Source organism: Pseudoxanthomonas gei (assembly GCF_010119615.1).
In the GTDB taxonomy this organism is placed as follows: Bacteria; Pseudomonadota; Gammaproteobacteria; order Xanthomonadales; family Xanthomonadaceae; genus Pseudoxanthomonas_A; species Pseudoxanthomonas_A gei.
On sequence record NZ_QOVG01000001.1, the window covers coordinates 78,073 to 97,042 of the forward strand.

The 18,970-nt window shown below is 64.9% G+C and carries 11 protein-coding genes; 4 read left to right on the top strand and 7 right to left on the bottom strand.

The features are described 5' to 3' along the window. Positions 1-88: 88 nt before the first annotated feature. From DT603_RS00295 to DT603_RS00315, 5 genes are all read right to left on the bottom strand, one after another. Positions 89-3,256: an efflux RND transporter permease subunit gene (locus tag DT603_RS00295; RefSeq protein ID WP_162347859.1), complete on the bottom strand. Its 3,168-nt coding sequence runs from the start codon at positions 3,254-3,256 to the stop codon at positions 89-91. A gap of 50 nt (positions 3,257-3,306) precedes the next feature. Further along, positions 3,307-4,497 carry an efflux RND transporter periplasmic adaptor subunit gene (locus tag DT603_RS00300; RefSeq protein WP_162347860.1) on the bottom strand — a complete coding sequence of 397 codons (1,191 nt, stop codon included), beginning with the start codon at positions 4,495-4,497 and terminating at the stop codon, positions 3,307-3,309. 324 nt (positions 4,498-4,821) lie between these two features. Then, a complete protein-coding gene (locus tag DT603_RS00305; protein ID WP_162347861.1) occupies positions 4,822-7,986 on the bottom strand; it encodes an efflux RND transporter permease subunit in 3,165 nt (1,054 codons plus the stop codon). A 15-nt stretch (positions 7,987-8,001) separates the two neighbouring features. Then, a complete protein-coding gene (locus DT603_RS00310; RefSeq protein ID WP_162347862.1) occupies positions 8,002-9,270 on the bottom strand; it encodes an efflux RND transporter periplasmic adaptor subunit in 1,269 nt (422 codons plus the stop codon). Between the two features lie 50 nt (positions 9,271-9,320). Next, complete coding sequence (locus DT603_RS00315; RefSeq protein WP_162347863.1) at positions 9,321-9,947, bottom strand: TetR/AcrR family transcriptional regulator; 627 nt, start codon at positions 9,945-9,947, stop codon at positions 9,321-9,323. 268 nt (positions 9,948-10,215) lie between these two features. On the opposite strand from DT603_RS00315, the gene DT603_RS00320 reads away from it, so the two are divergent. The 4 genes from DT603_RS00320 (at position 10,216) to DT603_RS00335 (ending at position 17,721) form a co-directional block, all read left to right on the top strand. Next, positions 10,216-15,282 (top strand): NAD-glutamate dehydrogenase, encoded by a 5,067-nt coding sequence (locus DT603_RS00320; RefSeq protein WP_162347864.1) that lies wholly within the window; start codon positions 10,216-10,218, stop codon positions 15,280-15,282. Between the two features lie 132 nt (positions 15,283-15,414). Beyond that, positions 15,415-16,182 (top strand): NAD kinase, encoded by a 768-nt coding sequence (locus tag DT603_RS00325; RefSeq protein WP_162347865.1) that lies wholly within the window; start codon positions 15,415-15,417, stop codon positions 16,180-16,182. Between the two features lie 88 nt (positions 16,183-16,270). After that, positions 16,271-16,768 (top strand): hypothetical protein, encoded by a 498-nt coding sequence (locus DT603_RS00330; protein WP_162347866.1) that lies wholly within the window; start codon positions 16,271-16,273, stop codon positions 16,766-16,768. A gap of 44 nt (positions 16,769-16,812) precedes the next feature. After that, positions 16,813-17,721 (top strand): 5'-nucleotidase, encoded by a 909-nt coding sequence (locus DT603_RS00335; RefSeq protein ID WP_162347867.1) that lies wholly within the window; start codon positions 16,813-16,815, stop codon positions 17,719-17,721. 5 nt (positions 17,722-17,726) lie between these two features. Here DT603_RS00335 and DT603_RS00340 read toward each other — a convergent pair whose 3' ends face one another. Then, the gene (locus DT603_RS00340) at positions 17,727-18,263 is read right to left on the bottom strand and encodes a DUF2939 domain-containing protein (RefSeq protein WP_162347868.1); all 537 of its coding nucleotides are present in this window, start codon (positions 18,261-18,263) and stop codon (positions 17,727-17,729) included. A 1-nt stretch (position 18,264) separates the two neighbouring features. Continuing rightward, positions 18,265-18,951: a DUF2461 domain-containing protein gene (locus DT603_RS00345; RefSeq protein WP_162347869.1), complete on the bottom strand. Its 687-nt coding sequence runs from the start codon at positions 18,949-18,951 to the stop codon at positions 18,265-18,267. Between the last annotated feature and the right edge of the window lie 19 nt (positions 18,952-18,970).

Below are 18,970 nucleotides of genomic sequence, written 5' to 3' on the forward strand. Positions count from 1 at the left end.
CAGTGCTGGCGCAGGCCGAGTGCCGGAACGCACGTGCCAGCCGCGACCGTTCCGGAGATCTATCCACCCGGCTTGGCGAATGGTCCTTTCACTGGGCTGGCGCCACCGGTGATTGCATGCCGCCCGACAGGCCGTGCTCGGCCACCGGCTGCGCGTGGTCGCGTGCCAGATACAGGTAGAACGCAGGCAGCACGAACAGGGTGAACGCGGTGCCGATGGCCATGCCGGAAGCGATCACCACCCCCATCGAGAAGCGCGAGGCGGCACCGGGACCGCTGGCGATCAACAGCGGGATCATCGCGAACACCAGCGCCGCCGTGGTCATCAGGACCGGGCGCAGGCGGATCGAGGTGGCTTGTTCGATGGCCTCGCGCTTGCCCAGGCCTTGTTCGGTCTGCAGCTTGTTGGCGAACTCCACGATCAGGATGCCGTGCTTGGAGATCACGCCCACCAGGGTGACCAGGCCGACCTGGGTGTAGATGTTGATGCTCATGCCGGGGAAGGCCTCGATGCCGGCGAATTGGAGCATCCCGGCCGCCAGCGCCAGCACGTTCAAGGTGAGCAGGGCACCGCAGATCGCCATCGGCACGGTCAGCAACATGATCAGGGCGTCGCGGAAGCTCTCGAACTGCGCCGACAGCACCAGGAAGATCACAATCAGCGCCAGTCCCAGGGTCAGCAGCATCGCCGAGCCCTCGGCCCTGAACTGTCGCGATTCACCGGCGTAGTCGACGCTGTAGCCCTCGGGCAAGACTTCCCTGGCTGCCTGGTCCAGGATCTCCAGCGCCTCGCCCTTGCTCACGCCCGGCCGCGGCGCAAAGCTGATCGAGACGGCATTGAGCTGCTGGAAGCGTTTCAGCGATTGCGGTTGCGCGCTCTCCTTCAGGGTGACCAGGGTCGACAGTGGGATCAGCTCGCCGTCGCGGGTGCGCGTGTAGTAGTTCTGCAGCGCGCTGGCGTTGAGGCGGTCGCTGCGCTGCACCTGCGGGATCACCAGGTAGGAGCGGTTCTGCATGGCGAAGCGGTTGGTATAGCCACCCGACAGCATGGCCGCCATGTCGGCCGACAGCGTGCGCATGTCGATACCCAGGGAAGCGGCCTTGTCGCGGTCGATCTGCACTTCGATCCGCGGCTTGTCGATCTTCAGGTCCTTGTCCAGGAAAATGAAGCGCTTGCTGGCCATCGCCTTCTGCAGGATCGCGTCAGCCAACTCGCTGAGCTGGCTCAAGTCGCCGACGCCGCCGACGATGAACTCCCCGCCGCCGTCGCCGCCGGCGCTCGGAAGCGAGGGCGGCACCAGCGCGAACACGTTCAGCCCGGTCACCTGCGACATCTTCGGCTGCAGCTCCTGCTCCAGGACCGCCTTGGTGGACTTGTCGCGCTCGCCCCAGGGCTTGAGCACGAAGCCCGCCATGGCCATGGGGCTGGCGCCGCCGCCACTGCCACCGAAGCCGCCGTTGAACAGGAAATAGTCCTGTACCTCCGGAATACCCTTGGCGATGGAGGTGATTTCCTCGGTGTAGCGTTCCACGTAGTCCAGCGTGGCGTAAGGATCGGCATTGGCGATGGAAAATATGAAGCCTTCGTCCTCGAGCGGAGCCGGTTCCTTGGGCGCGGTCAGGTACAGGAAAGCACACGAGACCAGCACGATGGCGCCAAAGGTGGCGATCACCGCCCGCGTCTCCAGCGCGCCGTGCAGCCTGCGCTGGTAGCCCTGCCGCAGCCAGTCGAAGCGCCGGTCCAGCCAGGCCTCGAGCCGGCCCTTGCCACCTTCGACATGCGGTTTCAGGATCAGCGAGCACATCATCGGCGTCAGGGTCAGGGCGATCACCCCGGACAACAGCACCGCGCCCGCCAGGGTGAAGGCGAATTCGGTGAACAGCACGCCGGTCAGGCCGCCCTGGAAGCCGATCGGAAGATAGACCGCGACCAGGGTGGTGGTCATGGCCACCACCGGCCAGGCCAGCTCGCGCGCGCCCTTGATCGACGCATCGAAGGGCGACATGCCTTCTTCGATGTGGCGATGGATGTTTTCCAGCACGATGATGGCGTCGTCGACCACGATGCCGATGGCCAGCACCATCGCCAGCAGGGTCAGCAGGTTGATGGTGAAGCCCAGCAGCAGCATCAGGAACAGCGAGCCGATCAGCGACAGCGGCACGGTCACCGCCGGGATCAGCACGCTGCGCAGCGAACCCAGGAACAGGAAGATCACCACGATCACGATGATCACCGCCTCGACGATAGTGGTGACCACTTCGTTGATCGCGTCCTGGATGGATTCGGTGCTGTCGTAGGGAATCGTCGCCTTGATGCCTTGCGGCAGCTGCGGCACGATCTGCCCATCCCACAGCTTGCGCACGTCCTTGATCACGTCCAGCGAGTTGGCATCGGGCGACACGAAGATGCCCATGAAGGTGGCTGCCTCACCGTTGATGCGCACCGAGGTGCCGTAGTTTTCCGAACCCAGCAGTACGTCGGCCACGTCGCCCAGGCGCACGATGGCGCCGTCCTGTTCGCGTATCACCAGCCGGCGGAATTCATCGGCGTTGCGCAGGTCGGTACGCGCCGTCATGTCGATGGCGACCATCTGGCCCTTGGTCGAGCCCACGGCGGACAGCACGTTGTTGGACTCCAGCGCGTTGGCCACGTCGCTGGCGGTGACCTTCAGCGCGGTCATGCGGTCGGGCTTGAGCCAGATGCGCATGGCGAAGGTGCCGGCGCCCAGGATGTCGGCGCGCTGCACGCCACGGATGGTGACCAGCTTGGGCTGGATCACGCGGGTCAGGTAGTCGGTGATCTGGTTGTTGTCCAGGGTGTCGCTGGCGAAGGACACATACATGGCGGCGATCTGCTGGCCCTGCTGCAGGTCGATCACCGGGTCCTCGGATTCGGGTGGCAGCTGGCCACGCATCTTGTTGACCTTGGCCGCGATCTGGGTGAGTGCCTCGTTGGGGTCCTGGTCCAGGCGGATGTAGGCCTGGATGCTGCTGACCCCGGCCGAGCTGGTCGAACTCATGTACTCGATGCCCTCGGCGCTGGCGACCTCGCGCTCCAGCGGAGTGGTGATGAAGCCCTGGATCAGGTCCGCGTCGGCGCCGAAGTAGGTGGTGCTGATATTGACGACCGCATTGCGCAGCTCTGGATACTGGCGCACGTTCAACTCGCTGAAGGCACGCATGCCGAACAGCAGGATGAACAGGCTTACGACGATGGCCAGCACCGGTTTTGTCACGAAGATGTCGGTGAACTTCATCGCAGGTCCTCAGCAGTTGCGATGCGCCTAGCAACGGGCGATACGCAAGATCAGCGGTTGACGGCCTCCGGCCTGGCGTCGGCCGTGGGCAACACCTTGTTGTTGATGACCACCTCGGCGTCGTTGCGCAGTTTCAGCAGGCCGCTGGTGGCGACCTGTTCACCCGGCTTCAGGCCGCCGGTCACCGCGATCAGGTCACCCCGAGTGGCGCCGGTCTTGACGAAGCGCTGGGTGACGACGAGCTTGTCGCCGGCCAGCGGCTTGCCCTGCATGTCCTTCTCGCCCGCACCACGTTTCACTTTGGAGATCACGTAGACGGCGTTGCCGTAGGGATTGAAGCTGATGGCCGTCTGCGGCACCACGATCACCTTGCTGGCGCCGCCGGTATCGAAGCCGACGTGGGCGAAGGTGCCCGGACTCAATCTGTAATCCCGGTTGGGCACGGTGGCCTGCACCTTGAAGTTCCTGGTGTTGACGTCGACCTGTGGCTCCACCGCGGTGACCGTGCCCTCGAAGTCCTGGCCGGGCAGGGCATCGACGCTGGCGCGGATCCGGGTGCCCTTGGCCACCGCGCCCATCTGCTGCTCGGGCAGCGAGAAATCCAGGTAGATCGGATCCAGCGACTGCAGGCTGACTATCGGATCGCCGGGGTTCACGAACTGGCCCAGGTTGACCTTGCGCAAGCCAAGCACACCGTCGAAGGGGGCGCGAATGGTCTTCTGGGCGATCAATGCGCGCTGCGCGTCGGCCTGCGCACGGGTGCTGGCGGCATTGGTGGCCCGCTGTTCCACCTCGTCCTGCGACACCAGTTTGTCCTTGCCCAGTTGCCGCCAGCGCCTGCTCTGGACCTCGGCCAGGCGTGCCGAGGCATCCAGCGATTTGAGCACCGCCAGTTCATTGGCCGAATTGAGTTGAACCAGCACGGTTCCCGCCTTGACCGGCTGGCCGGCGTTGAACATGAGCTGCTTGACGACTCCCGCCGACTCGGTGGTGACGTCGGTTCCATTGATCGCCACGAAAGTGCCCACCGACTCCTGCGCATCCGTCCATTCCTCCTGCCGGGCGGTATAGGCAGTGATGGCCGAGGCCGGCTGCGGCATGTTGTCGAAGAATTCGTTCATGCCCTTGCTCATGACCGCCTTCAGCCCGAACACGCCGCCAAAGATCAGCAGGGTGGCCAGCAGCATCCAGATCATGCGCTTGCGGAATGAAGCGGGTTTCCTTTTTGCCTTTTCGGTCATGGATGGACCTCGGATCAACGGGAATCTTGGCGCAAGGGCCGGAGCAAATGGACCGCCGGTTGCCCAGCCATGTGCAACCTCCTGGCCTCGTGGCTGGAGGAGAGTCTGGTCTGGTTTTTCCCGCGGCCTTGGCACTACAACGTGCCGGGGGGTCCGGAATCGACAGCGTGGCGCACTTGCCGACACGCGGCCCCGCGAGTTTGCGAGGGTAAGGTCCAGCCCGCGTAACGGTCATTACTACGCACAATCCTCGTCATTGCGGACAATCCAGGCAAAAAAAACCCCGGCCAAGCCGGGGTTTTCCTGTCCAGTCGCGCGCAGCGGTCAGCGCGGCGCAGGCTGGCTCTTGTGCTCCAGGTATTCCCTGGAGGACTCATCCAGCTTGTCCCCCAGCATGCGTCGCACCACCACGAAGAACACCGGGATCAGCAGCAGGCCGATGAAGGTGGCGAACACCATGCCCCCGATCACGCTGGTGCCGATGGCATGGCGCGCGTTGGCGCCGGCGCCGGTGGAGATGGCCATCGGCATCACGCCCATGATGAAGGCGAACGAGGTCATCAGGATCGGACGGAAACGCAGGCGGCAGGCTTCGATCACCGCCTCCCGCAGGGTCTTGCCCTCGCGACGCTGCTCCACCGCGAACTCGATGATCAGGATGGCGTTCTTGGCCGCCAGTCCGATCACCGTGGTCATGCCGATCTTGAAGTAGAGATCGTTGGGCAGGCCGCGCAGCATGGAGAAGCTGAGCGTGCCCAGCAGGCCCACCGGCACCACCATCAACACCGCCAACGGGATGGACCAGCTTTCATACAGGGCCGCCAGGCACAGGAATACCACCACGATCGACAGCACCAGCAGGAGCGTGGCCGTGTTGCCTGCCAGGATCTCCTGGTAGGACATGCCCGCCCAGTCGTAGCCGAACCCCGGGGGCAGGTCGTTGGTGACGATGTTTTCCATCGTGGTCATGGCTTCGCCGGAGCTGCGTCCCGCGGCCTGCGAGCCCACCACGTTGACGGCCGCATAGCCGTTGTAGCGGGTCAACGAAGGCGGGTTGGTGACCCACTCGCTGCTGACTACGTTGCTCAGCGGGATCATGCCGTTGTCGGTAGACGAGGTGCCGGCCGCCGCCAGGTTGCTGGGGGTGTAGAACCGCGACAGCGATTCGGGGCCCATGCGATACGCCGCGTCGGCCTGCATGCTGACCCGCTTGATGCGGCCTTCATAGAAGAAGTCGTTGACGTACACCGGCGCCAGCATCAGCTGGATGGCGCTGTAGATGTCGTTCACCGACATGCCCATGGCCTGGGCCTGAACCCGGTCGACGTGCAGCTGCAGTTGCGGTGCGTTTTCCAGGCCGTTGGGACGCACCCCCATCAGCGCGGGATTCTGCGCGGCCGCCCCCAGCAACTGGTTGCGGGCCTGGGTCAGGGCCTCACGACCCGCGCCCGAACGGTCCTGCAGCCACATGTCGAAGCCGCCGAACTGGCCCAGCCCCTGCACCGTGGGCAGGTTGACAACGAAGATCTGCGCTTCCTTGATGCCGAAGAAGGCGCCATTGGCGTTCTGGATGAACTCGGTCACCGCCACGTCGCGTTCTTCCCAGGGTTTCAGCCTGATGAAGCCCATGCCGACGTTCTCGCCGGCACCGACGAAGCTGAAGCCGGCGATCTGCAGCAGGCCTTCGAACCCGGGCATCTTTTCAAGCTGGCCGCGCATTTGCGTGAACACCTTGTTGGTGCGCTGGATGGTGGCGCCGGGTGGCAGCTGCACGATCGCCAGTGCATAGCCCTGGTCTTCCTCGGGCAGGAAGCTGCCCGGAATGCGGGTGAACAGGAAGCCGGTCAGGATGGCCAGCACCGCGAACAGGATCATCCATCGCGGCGCATGCTTGACCGCGCCGGTGATGTGGCCCACGTAGGTGCGCTGGACCTTGTCGTAGTACTTGTTGAAGAACCGGAAGAAGCGGTTCGGCTGCTTGTCGTGGTGCTCGGATTTCAGCATGGTCACGCACAGTGCCGGGGTGAAACCCAGCGCCAGGAATGCCGAGAACCCCATGGCAATGGCGATGGTCAGTGCGAACTGCTTGTAGATCTCGCCTGAAGCGCCGCCCTGCATGGCGCTGGGAATGAACACCGCCGCCAGCACCACGGTAATGGCGATCACCGCGCCGGTGATCTGATCCATCGCCTTGCGGGTAGCTTCGCGTGCGGGAAGCTTCTCCTCGGACATGATGCGTTCCACGTTCTCGATCACCACGATGGCGTCATCGACCACGATGCCGATCGCCAGGACCATGGCGAACAGGGTCAGCTGGTTGATGGTGAAGCCGATCAGGCTCATGCCCAGGAACGTGCCGAGCAGCGCGACCGGGATGACCAGGGTGGGGATCAGCGTGGCGCGCAGGTTCTGCAGGAACACCAGCATCACCAGGAACACCAGCACCATCGCCTCGATCAGCGTCTTGATCACTTCCTGGATGGAAATCTTGACGAAGGTGGTGCTGTCGTAAGGCGAGAACCATTCCACGCCCGGGGGGAAGCTCGGCGCCAGCTCGTCCATCTTGGCGCGTACGGCCTTGGCCACGTTCAGTGCATTGGCGCCGGGCAGAAGCTGGATGGCGAACGCGCCGGTCGGCGCACCGTTGTACTGGGTGTCCACGCCGTAGTTCTGCGCACCGAATTCAACCCGTGCGACGTCTTTCAGGCGCACGGTCGAACCATTGCTGTCCGCACGCAGGATGATCTCCTCGAACTGCTGCGGCGAGCTGAAGCGGCCTTCAGCCGATACCGTGGCGGTGAAGGCCTGGCCGTCAGGGGAGGGCGAAGCACCCACCGAGCCGGCGGCGAACTGCACGTTCTGGCTGCGTACCGCGGTCAGCACCTGGCTGGCGGACAGGCCATAGCCCTGCAACTTGTCGGGGTTGAGCCAGATCTTCATCGCGTATTCGGCGCCGAACTGCTGGGTGCTGCCCACGCCCGGAATACGCGAGATCTGCTCCAGCACGCGCGAGCCGATGATGTCGTTCAGGCGATTGCGGTCGATGCTGGCGCTGGTCGAGCGCAGGCCCACCACCATCAGGAAGCCGGCGTTGGCTTTGGCCACGACCACGCCCTGCTGGGTCACTTCGGTGGGCAGGCGCGGGGTGGCCAGGGCTACCTTGTTCTGCACCTGCACCTGGGCGATGTCGGCATCGGTGCCGGTCTCGAAGGTCAGGGTCACGCTGACGCTGCCGCTGGAGCTGGACGAGGAGGTGAAATAGAGCAGGTGGTCGATGCCGGTGAGTTGCTGCTCGATCACCTGGGTGACCGACTTTTCAGCGGTATCGGCACTGGCACCGGGATAGGTGGCGTTGACGGTGACCTGGGGTGGAGCGATGGACGGATACGACTCGACGCCGAGCCCCAGGATCGCGATCACGCCGGAAAGCGAGATCAGGATCGCCACTACCCACGCGAAGATGGGATGGTCGATGAAAAACTTGGACATTGTCTGGCGCCTCTATCAGTTCTGCTGCGCGCCGGGCTGTTCGCCCTGCGGCTTGGCGGCAGGCGCCGGGTTGGTTTTGGTGCCGGCTTCAGTGCCGGTTGCAGGCGCAGGAGCAGCGGCTGGTTTGGCGGCTGCGCCCGGTGCGCCCGGCTGGGCCGCATTGGCAACCCAGGGCACGGCCTTGGCCGGCGCGCCTTCCTTGACCTTCTGCAGGCCGGCCACGATCACCTGGTCGCCACTGGCCAGCCCCGAGGTCACCAGCCACTTGCCGTCACGCGCACTGGCAGTGTCCACGTTCTTGCGCGCCACCATCCCGTCCTTGCCAACGGTCATGACGTAGGCGCCCACGGTGTCGCGCTGCACGGCGTCCTGCGGAATCAGGAAGACGTTGTTCTGTTCGCCCAGGGTCGCCTGCAGGGTCACGAAACTGCCCGGCAACAGCGTGTTGCCTGGATTCGGCAGCTTTGCCCGCAGGGAAACGGCGCCGGTCTGCGGATCCACCACCACGCCCGAGAAATCCAGCGTGCCGGGTTCGCCGTACACGGTGCCGTCGCCCAGCAGCACCTGCACGCTGGCCTGGCCGTCGCCCTGCAACGCCACCCCGCCATTGCCCTGCGCCTTGCGCAGGGCTTCGAGCTCGGCCACGCTCATCGAGAAGTTCACGTACAGCGGGTCGAGCTGGTCCACGGTGGTCAACAGGGTCACATCGCCCTGGCCAACCAGCGCACCTTCGGTGACCTGCTGCTTGCCGGCACGGCCCGAGATGGGCGCGCGCACGCTGGCGTAGTCCAGGTTGATACGCGAGCTGGTCACGCCGGCCTTGGCCTGCTGCACGGCGGCGGCGGCGCTGCGCTCGGCGGCCTCGGCATTGTCCAGGTCCGAGCGGGACACGTACTTCTGTGCGATCAGCTGGCGGGCACGCTGGGCGGCCACGTGCGCATTGGCATAACTGGCCTGGGCCGAAGCCAGCTGCGCCTGGCTGGCACTCAGCGAGGCCTGCAGCGGGGCCGGGTCGATCAGGAACAGCACCTGGCCCTCCTTCACGTCGCTGCCTTCCTGGTACACGCGCTTGGTGAGCACGCCGGGCACGCGCGCGCGGACGTCCGCACTGCGGAAGGGGGCCAGCCGGCCCACCAGGTCACGCTGCAGGGGCACGGTCTGCGGCGTGGCGCTGATTACGCCCACCTCGGGCGGCGGCGGTGCGGCCTGCTCCTCTTTCTTGCAGGCGGCCAGCACCAGCAACAGGGCGGCGCCAAGGGCGAACGGGCGAAGGGTCGGGTTCATGGGGTGGAGCTCCAGGTGGGGGCTTGGAAATGGAATGGGGTACAAGCGGGTTATGCGTGGCCGCTGGCGGCCAGCGGCTGGAATGAATGCAGGAAAGCATCGACGGCGTATTCGGCCCAACGCCGTCGCAACGCATCGGTATCACGATGCGGAAAGGCGAATCGCTGCCGCTCGAAATCCAGTCCCACGATCATGCCCAGCAACAGCTCGGCTGCCCAGGAGGCGTCGTCAAGCCGCAGCTGGCCCCGGCGCATGGCCAGGGCCAGCCACCCGGCAAGGCGTTGTTGCAGGGTGTCGCAGCCGTCGCGGTAAAGCGTGCGGGCCTCTTCCGGGAACTGCGCAGCCTCTGCACTGAGCAACTGGCAGGTAGTGACCACGTGCGGATCGGACAGGCGTTGCAGGTGTTCCACCGCGAAGGCCAGCAGGACCGTGCGGATGTCACCCTGGCCGTCATCGAGCTGCGCCGTGGCCATGTCCAGGTGTTCCTGCATGACGCTGCGCATCAGCTCCTGCTTGCTGCCGAAATGCGAGTACAGGGTCTGCTTGGAACAGCCTGCACGGGCAGCGACCGCATCCATGCTGATCCGGAACCCCTGTTCTGCCATCAGCTCGCGCACTGCTTCATGCACGCGCAAGCGTCGCTGAAGGGCGGGAGAGGGAGTAGGGGCGGGCTGCATCGGTCGGTACTATACCGTCCAGTACACAATTTGAACAGCATTTTTGTCCAATGGAAATCGCCTGATACGCGAGATCGCGTGCGCGCCACCGCCTTGACTGCGCCGTGCTTCCGTGCACCGCACGGCATTTCACTGCGTGATATTCCACTACCAGTCCCGCACTGATCGTTGCATGAAGATGCGCGCTGTTTTGCGGCCGCGCAACAAGGTTGTTGTGACGGTCGAGGCTACAATTGCGTACTGCCAACAAAACAGAGCCATGTACTGCATGAACGCTGTTCGAAAACCAAAGAAGAACGCCGCAAAGTCCCCGTCCAAGACAGTCGTCGGTAAGACGGTCTTGAACAAGGAAGCAACCGCGACCACGAAGAAAGTGCCGGCAAAGAGCACGCTTGCGAAGAGCGGGGCCGCGAAGATCGCACCGGACAAGGCCGTGGCGGGCTTCTCGCTGGAACCTATCTTCACTGCCATCCGCAAGCGCGCGTCCGGCGCCCGCCAGGCCGAGGCCACGAGCTTCGCCGAGGCCTTCTACAAGCGCATGGAAGATGACGAATACCCGCACCACAGCCCCGACGCGTGGGCGGCGCTGGCCTGCGACATGCTGGAATTCGCACGCGTGCGCAAGCCCGGTACCGCCAACGTCCGCGTGTTCAATGCATCCAGCAAGATCCATGGCTGGGATTCTCCGCACACCGTGTTGCAGATAGCCAACGACGACATGCCGTTCCTGGTCGATTCGGTGAGCATGGCCCTGGCCGAGGCCGGGATCGGCGTGCACGTGCTGGGTCACCCGTTGCTGCGTTTCACGCGCGACAAGGCCGGCAAGCTGACTGCAGTAGGCGAAGGCAAGCCGGAATCGCTGATGTTGCTGGAGATCGACCGCCAGCCCGCCGAGCAGATGCCGGTGATCGAAGCGCGCATACGCAAGGTGCTGGGGGAAGTGCGTTCCATAGTCCAGGACTGGAGCGCGATGCGCGGGAAGATGCTGGCGCTGGCCGACGAACTGGCCACCCGGCGCATGCCGGTCGGCGATGCCGGCCGCCGCGAGGCGCAGGAATTCCTGCGCTGGGCCGCGGGCGATCACTTCACCTTCTTCGGCTATCGCGAATACCGCATCGAACAGAAGGGCGGCGAAGACCTGCTGGTTGCGGACGAAGGCGGCCTTGGTCTGTTGCGGGGCAAGCAGCAGTCCACCACGCGCAACGTCAAGTCGCTGGCTGCCCACTACATCCCGCAGTCCGGTTCGGTCGACACCCTGATCCTGACCAAGACCAATGCCCGTTCCAGCGTCCACCGCCCGGGCAACATGGATTACATCGGCGTGCTGGAGTTCGATGCCAAGGGCAATCCGGTAGCCGAACAGCGTTTCATCGGCCTGTACACGTCGAGTGCCTACAACCGCCGTCCCTGGGAAATCCCCGTGGTGCGCGAGCGCCACCAGCACGTCATGCGGCAGTCGGGATTGTCCCCTGACAGCCACAGCGGCAAGGCGCTGCGCCATATCCTGGAAACATTGCCGCGCGAAGAGCTGTTCCAGTCCAACGAGGACGAACTCAGCCGCACCAGCCTGGGCATCCTCGGGTTGCAGGAGCGCGTGCGCAGCAAGCTGTTCCTGCGTCGCGACCGCTATGGCCGCTTCTTCTCGGCGCTGGTCTACATCCCCCGCGAACGCTTCAACACCGACGTGCGCCTGCGCATCGAAGCCCTGTTGAAGGAAGCACTGCACGGCGAGTTCGTCGATACCAACGTCCAGCTGGGAGAATCGCCGCTGGCGCAGTTGCACGTGGTCGTGCGGCCCCGCGCCGGCGAGCAGGTCGACGTGGACACCAGCGAACTGGAAGCACGCCTGGCCCACCTGCTGCGCAACTGGCAGGACGACCTTCGTGAAGCGCTGATCACCCGGCATGGCGAAGCCAGGGGGCTCAAGCTCTCGGGCATGTACGCACGCGCACTGCCTGCCGGTTACATCGAAACCGTATCGCCGGAGATCGCAGCGAGCGACGTCGAGCATCTGGCCGAGCTGAAAGGCCCTGACGACCTGCGCCTCAGCCTGCACCTGTCCCGTCGCCAGCGTGAAGGCGAGGGCAGGCTGCGTCTCAACCTGTACCGGCAGAACAAGGACCTGCCGCTTTCCGACGCTTTGCCGCTGATGGAAAACATGGGCTTGCGCGTCATCTCGGAGCATCCGTTCCGGCTGGACGTGGGCGACAGCCCGGCCTACATCCAGGAGTTCGAAGTCGAGTCGACCTTCGGGGAGATCGATATTGAAGCCCGCAGCCGTGCCTTCGAGGAGGCCTTCGCCCGCATCTGGCGTGGCGATGCCGAGAACGACGGCTTCAACCGCCTGGTGCTGGGCGCCGGCCTGGAGTGGCGCCAGGTGGCATTGCTGCGCGGGTACTGCAAGTACCTGCTGCAGACCGGCGTGCCGTTCTCGCAGAGCTATGTCGAGGAAACCCTCAATCGCTACCCGCTGCTCGCCCGCCTGCTGGTCGAGCTGTTCGAGGCCCGGTTCGATCCCTGTACCGGCAAGGAGAGCAAGGCCGAGATCAAGCAGGGCCAGGAGCGCTTCTCGCAGCAGTTGCGTGCATTGGCCGGTGCCGACGAGGCCACGCTGAAGTCGCTGCAGTACGTGATCGACACGCGGGGCGACGCGCGCGACCGCCAGGTCGAGGCTACCCACAAGACCCTGCTCAAGCTGATGGATCGCGTGTCCAGCCTGGACGAGGACCGCATCCTGCGCAGCTTCATGGGCGTTATCGAAGCGACCCTGCGCACCAGCTATTACCAGAAGGGTGCCGACGGGTTACACACCCACACCATCAGCTTCAAGCTGGACTCGGCCAACGTGCCGGACCTGCCCAAGCCGCGCCCGTATCGCGAGATCTTCGTCTACGGTCCGCGCGTTGAAGGCGTGCACCTGCGCTTCGGCCCGGTCGCACGCGGCGGCCTGCGCTGGTCCGACCGGCGCGAGGATTTCCGTACCGAAGTGCTGGGCCTGGTCAAGGCGCAGATGGTGAAGAACACGGTGATCGTTCCGGTCGGTGCCAAGGGTGGTTTCTTCGTCAAGCAGCCACCGGCAGGCGGCGACCGCGACGCGGTGCTGGCCGAGGGCATCGCCTGCTACAAGATGTTCATCCAGGGCCTGCTGGACATCACCGACAACATCGTCGGCAACAAGATCGTGGCTCCGCTCGACGTCGTGCGCCATGACAACGATGACCCGTACCTGGTGGTCGCCGCTGACAAGGGAACCGCAACGTTCTCCGATATCGCCAACGGCCTGGCCATCGCCCATGGTTTCTGGATGGGCGACGCCTTCGCGTCCGGCGGGTCGGTCGGCTATGACCACAAGGGCATGGGCATCACCGCGAAGGGCGCATGGGAATCGGTCAAGCGCCACTTCCGTGCCCTGGGCCACGACTCCCAGACGCAGGACTTCACCTGCGTCGGCATCGGCGACATGTCCGGCGACGTGTTCGGCAACGGCATGCTGTTGTCCAAGCATATCCGCCTGGTCGCGGCGTTCGACCACCGCCACATCTTCCTGGATCCGAACCCCGACGCAGCCCGCACCTTCGTCGAACGCCAGCGCCTGTTCCAGGTCCCGCGTTCCAGCTGGGCCGACTACGACATCAACCTGGTCTCCAAGGGCGGCGGCGTGTATCCGCGCTCGCTCAAGGCCATCGCGATCACGCCGGAAGTGCGTGCGGCGCTGGACCTGGCAGAAGACGTCAAGTCGCTGTCTCCCAACGAGCTCATGAGCGCTATCCTCAAATCACCGGTCGACCTGCTGTGGAACGGCGGCATTGGCGTCTACGTCAAGGCCAGCACCGAACAGCACTCCGATGCCGGTGACCGGGCCAACAACGCCTTGCGCGTCAACGGCGGCGAGCTGCGCTGCAGGATCGTGGGCGAGGGCGGCAATCTGGGCATGACCCAGCTGGGCCGCATCGAGGCGGCACAGCATGGCGTGCTGCTCAATACCGACTTCATCGACAACTCGGCCGGCGTCGACACCTCCGACCACGAAGTCAATATCAAGATCCTGCTCAACGGCGCGGTGCAGGCAAAGAAGCTCAGCCTGCCGGACCGCAACAAGCTGCTGGCGTCCATGACCAACGAGGTCGCCGGGCTGGTGCTGTTCGACAACTACCGGCAGAACCAGGCGATCAGCCTGATGGAGCGAATGAGCGTGTCGCGCCTGGGTTCCAAGCAGCACTTCATCCAGACCCTGGAGGCGCAGGGACTGCTGGACCGGCAGATCGAATTCCTGCCCTCCGATGCTGAACTCGCCGAGCGCAAGGCGCGTGGCCAGGGGCTGACCCGTCCGGAGCTCGCGGTGTTGCTCTCGTACTCGAAACTGGTGGCGTTCCAGCAGCTGCTGGATTCGGACATCCCCGAAGATGCCTACCTGTCCAAGGAACTGCAGCGCTATTTCCCGGAGCCGCTGCAGAAGAAGTACGCCGGCGAGATGGAGAAGCATCGCCTTAAGCGGGAGATCATCGCCACTGCGGTGACCAATTCCACCATCAACCGCATGGGTGCGACGTTCCTGCTGCGTATGCAGGAAGACACCGGGCGCAGTCCCGCCGAAGTGGCCAAGGCGTTCACCATCACCCGCGAGACCCTGGACGCGCGCGCCTTGTGGACGCAGATCGACGCGCTGGACGGCAAGGTGCCCGAGTCCGTGCAGATCGATGCGCTGCAGGTGATCTGGTCGCTGCAACGCTCGTTCACCCGTTGGCTGCTCAGCCGGCCGGGTGCGATTCCCGACATCGCCACGGCCGTGGCGCGATACCACGACGGTTACAACGAGATCAGGGCCGCCGATGGCGTGCTGCCGGCTTCGCTGCGGCCGGCCTACGAAGCGAGCCTTCGGGACTGGAAGGCCAAGGGCCTTCCGCCCGCACTGGCCGGCCAACTGGCCGCGCTACCTTATCTGGAGCCGTCCAGCGACATCATCGAGCTGGCGCGAGCGCGCAAGCTCAAGCCGGTGGAAGTGTCGAAGGTACATTTCCGGCTGGGCGAAGCGCTGCACCTGCCATGGCTGTTCGAACAGGTCGAGGGACTGCAGGTCGATGGCCGCTGGCACGCGGTGGCGCGCGGCGTGTTGCGGGATGAGCTGGTCACCCAGCAGCGCCTGCTCACCGACCAGGTGCTGTCGATGCCGGGCGCCAATGCCGAGGCCAAGGTGCGCCACTGGATGGAACGCGACGATCCGGTCCTGCGCTTCACGCTGTCCATGCTGGATGAGCTGTCCGCGCAGAAGACCCTCGACTACCCGACCGCATCGGTCGCGGTGCAGCGCCTGTCGCAGTTGACGGCCAAGCGCTGACAGGCAAGCGTGGCTGGAAGAGCCGGGCTTGCCCGGCTCGCTCTCCGCCTTCAATCATGAGCAGCCGGGCAAGCCCGGCTCTGCGCCCAGGCAGCTCACGCCGCCGGCGTTGCTTGAGGTTATGCTGCGGCCATGACGACGCCACGCATCGCCTTCCTGGCAAGCCCCACCGATGAAGCCCAGGCTGCACTGAAGCAGTTGACCGCGCGCCATGGCCCTTGCGAACCCGGAGAAGCCGACGTGCTGTGCGCGCTCGGCGGCGATGGCTTCATGCTGCAGACCCTGCATCGCCACGGCGGGCTTGGCAAACCCGTGTTCGGCATGAAACTGGGTACGGTCGGCTTCCTGATGAACCACTACCGTGACGACGACCTGTTCGACCGCATCGCCAACGCCGAGCCGGCCAAGCTGCGGCCGCTGGAAATGCTGGCGCAGACCGAGTCGGGAGCCACGCAGGCTTCACTGGCCTACAACGAAGTGTCGCTGCTGCGACAGACACGCCAGGCCGCGCACCTGGGCATCGATCTCAACGGCCAGACCCGCGTCGAGGAACTGGTTTGCGACGGCGTGCTGGTGGCCACCCCGGCCGGCAGCACGGCCTACAATTTCTCGGCGCATGGGCCGATCCTGCCACTGGGCTCGCACACCATCGCACTCACGCCCATCGCCCCTTATCGCCCGCGCCGCTGGCGTGGCGCCATCCTCAAGGCCGATACCGAAGTGCGTTTCCACGTACTCGATCCGTACAAGCGACCGGTCAGTGCCACCGCCGACTCGCATGAAGTGCGGGACGTGGTGCAGGTCACCATCCGCGAATCACGCGAGCGCACGGTGACCCTGTTGTTCGATCCCGAGCACAACCTGGAAGAACGCATCCTCAGCGAGCAGTTCGTGGTCTAGCAGCACGCTTCCGTAAAAGGGGTATGCTGCCGACAGCCGCGTTAACTGGCGGCCGTGAAACACATCTGATTAGGGGAGGGGTCTCCTGATGAAGAGCAAGTGGGTGGTCGTGCTGTGCGCGATGTTTGCCGTGCAGGACGTTGTTGCGTGTGGAATGACCAGCAAGCTGGTTCCGTTTTCCATGGCAGAAGGCAGTCCGCCTGTCGACGTTGCGGGCGGTGAAATACCTGCGCCGACAGCGGTGGTCACCGAGCTGGTCCGTGGCATCGGGCCCAACCATTCTTCCTGCGATGACACCGGTCTGCTGACGGTGGTGGTCGAGTGGCCGCGTGGTGGCTACAAGCTGCGGGAGCTGGGTTTCGAGTTCAAGGTAGTGGCGGGGTCCACGCCGTACGCGATCTTCCCCGAAGGCGTGGTGCAGGCGCCGATCAGCGGGCGCAGCAGCGATTTCCTTTTCATGTGGCGCGAAGGCGCGCCAGCCCAGCAACAGCCCATCGACCTGCAGGTGGAGGTGCGGGCGGTCACCCGGGACAACCAGCGCGGGCCGCCTGCACGGATCCTGGTCAGGTCCGCTCCTGGCGCATGACCCCCGGGCCCGGCGCTCGCGACCTGCATGCCTGATAATGGCGCATGTCTTCCGATAACACGCCACGCCTGCTCACTGTCGCCGTCACCTCAAGGGCGCTGTTCGACCTGGAAGAAAGCCATGCGCTTTACGAAAGCGACGGCGTCGAGGCCTACAGCAGTTTCCAGCGCACCCATGAGGATGACGCGCTTGCACCGGGCATGGCGTTCTCGGTGGTGCGCAAGCTGCTCGCCCTCAACGAGGGGGCGCCGCTGGATGCACCCCGGGTCGAGGTGATCCTGCTGTCGCGCAATTCAGCCGATACCGGGCTGCGCATCTTCAATTCCATCCAGCACCACAAGTTGGGCATCACCCGTGCAACCTTCACCTCCGGCGAGCCCACCTGGCCGTATGCGAAGCCTTTCGGCGCGGACCTGTTCCTGTCCGCCAACCCGGAGTCGGTGCGGCGCTCGCTCGAACATGGCATCGCGGCCGCCACCATCCTGCCGGCCAAGGCCTTGCAGCAGCGCTCGGATCAGCTGCGCATCGCCTTCGATGGCGACGCGGTGATCTTCGGCGACGAAAGCGAGCGGGTGTCCCGGGAACAGGGGGTGGAGGCATTCGGCCGGCACGAGCGCGACCGCGCGCGCGAGGCCCTGTCGGGCGGTCCGTTCAAGGGCTTCCTGTCCGCGCTGCACGACCTGCAGGCCGCCTTCCCTGCGGGCAAGGAAGCACCCATCCGCACCGCGCTGGTCACCGCCCGTTCGGCCCCTGCACACGAGCGGGTGATCCGCACCCTGCGCGAGTGGGGCGTGCGCCTGGACGAGGCGCTGTTCCTGGGCGGCCGCCACAAGGGCCCGTTCCTGGAAGCGTTTGGCGCCGACATCTTCTTCGATGATTCCCAGCACAACATCGACAGCGCGCGCATGCATGTGGCCACCGGCCATGTACCGCACGGCGTGGCCAATTCCTGACGCTCCTACATCGGCAGGCGGACGTCCGCCAGTTTCCAGTCCAGGCCCTTGCGCTTGAATACGAACACCACCGGTTTGCCGTTTTCATCCTGGATGGTGGCCGTGAATCTTGATGGTGATTCGTAGTGATGGGTCGCCGTTTTCAATGGGTCGGCCGGCACCGGCTTGCCGTAGGCGTCGCCATCCACGGTCTCCCGGATCGCCTGTTTCCACATGCTGCGGCCCTGCAGCAGGGCGCCAATGCCCAGCGGCGTGACCATGGCGTCGACGCCGGTGCCCACCACGCTGTTGGCCAGCGACAGCGCAATGGCGCCGAAGAAGTTCGACTGCAAATCGCTGCCGGCTTTTCGTGCCAGTGAGTCTTCGACCTGTGCCCTGATGCTGACGCGCAGGGCAGGGAAATCGACGTGCCGTTCGAGCTTGCCGGTGTCCTGTTCGGCGAGTGCGGTGCGTATGCCGTTGATGGCCAGGTACGGGCCGGCGGCAACATAGGCGCCCAGGGCAACCAGCAGCAGGACAACGGCCGCGATCCACTTCTTCATCTCAGAACTCCAGGTCCAGGGCAGCGCAAAGGTAGTCCACGAACGGCGCCAGGGCGGCGAGATCCGTCGCCAGCACCTGTCGCAGTCTGGGACCGGTGACGGTTTCATCGTCCAGCGAGCGCCAGAAGACGAAGTTCTTGTGCTTCAGGTCGTCGATGAACTCGAAATCGGCGGGGAAGCCGCGCGGAGGCCGCGACAGCAGCTCGCCTTCCTCGAACTCGAAGCGCCTGCGGAAGGGGGGCGCATGCGCGGCCGCTTTCCAGCCGCCCGGGTTGTCAACGATGAACTGGCGGATGCGGCGCTGGGTGGGCGGCTCCGGATGCCACAGCCCGGCGCCCACGAAACACTCTCCGGGCTGCAGGTGCAGGTAGAAGGAAGGAGCGGGCACCTGCTTGCGACGTTCGTGGTACAGCCGCGCACCCTGCCAGGGCTTGTATGGGGACTTGTCGTTGGAAAAGCGCGCGTCGCGATAGATGCGGAACAGCGAGCCGCCCACGGTCTTTGGATCGGAGCGGTAATGGGTGCTGACCGTCGCCAGATCCGGCTGCAGGTCGGTCAGCAGGCGCAGGAAGGGCTGCCGCACATGTTCTTCGTACTTGGGCTTGTTGGCGGTGAACCAGGTCTTGTCGTTGTGCCTAGCCAGCGCGCGGAGGAACTTGAAGCTGGCGTCTGAAAAATAAGTGCTCATAGTGCCGCTGGGTCGAAGT

Coding starts and splice junctions, on each gene's coding strand:
- DT603_RS00335 (WP_162347867.1), top strand. CDS start 16,813: ATGTCTTCCGATAACACGCCACGCCTGCTCACTGTCGCCGTCACCTCA.
- DT603_RS00305 (WP_162347861.1), bottom strand. CDS start 7,986: ATGTCCAAGTTTTTCATCGACCATCCCATCTTCGCGTGGGTAGTGGCG.
- DT603_RS00330 (WP_162347866.1), top strand. CDS start 16,271: ATGAAGAGCAAGTGGGTGGTCGTGCTGTGCGCGATGTTTGCCGTGCAG.
- DT603_RS00320 (WP_162347864.1), top strand. CDS start 10,216: ATGAACGCTGTTCGAAAACCAAAGAAGAACGCCGCAAAGTCCCCGTCC.
- DT603_RS00310 (WP_162347862.1), bottom strand. CDS start 9,270: ATGAACCCGACCCTTCGCCCGTTCGCCCTTGGCGCCGCCCTGTTGCTG.
- DT603_RS00295 (WP_162347859.1), bottom strand. CDS start 3,256: ATGAAGTTCACCGACATCTTCGTGACAAAACCGGTGCTGGCCATCGTC.
- DT603_RS00300 (WP_162347860.1), bottom strand. CDS start 4,497: ATGACCGAAAAGGCAAAAAGGAAACCCGCTTCATTCCGCAAGCGCATG.
- DT603_RS00315 (WP_162347863.1), bottom strand. CDS start 9,947: ATGCAGCCCGCCCCTACTCCCTCTCCCGCCCTTCAGCGACGCTTGCGC.
- DT603_RS00325 (WP_162347865.1), top strand. CDS start 15,415: ATGACGACGCCACGCATCGCCTTCCTGGCAAGCCCCACCGATGAAGCC.
- DT603_RS00340 (WP_162347868.1), bottom strand. CDS start 18,263: ATGAAGAAGTGGATCGCGGCCGTTGTCCTGCTGCTGGTTGCCCTGGGC.
- DT603_RS00345 (WP_162347869.1), bottom strand. CDS start 18,951: ATGAGCACTTATTTTTCAGACGCCAGCTTCAAGTTCCTCCGCGCGCTG.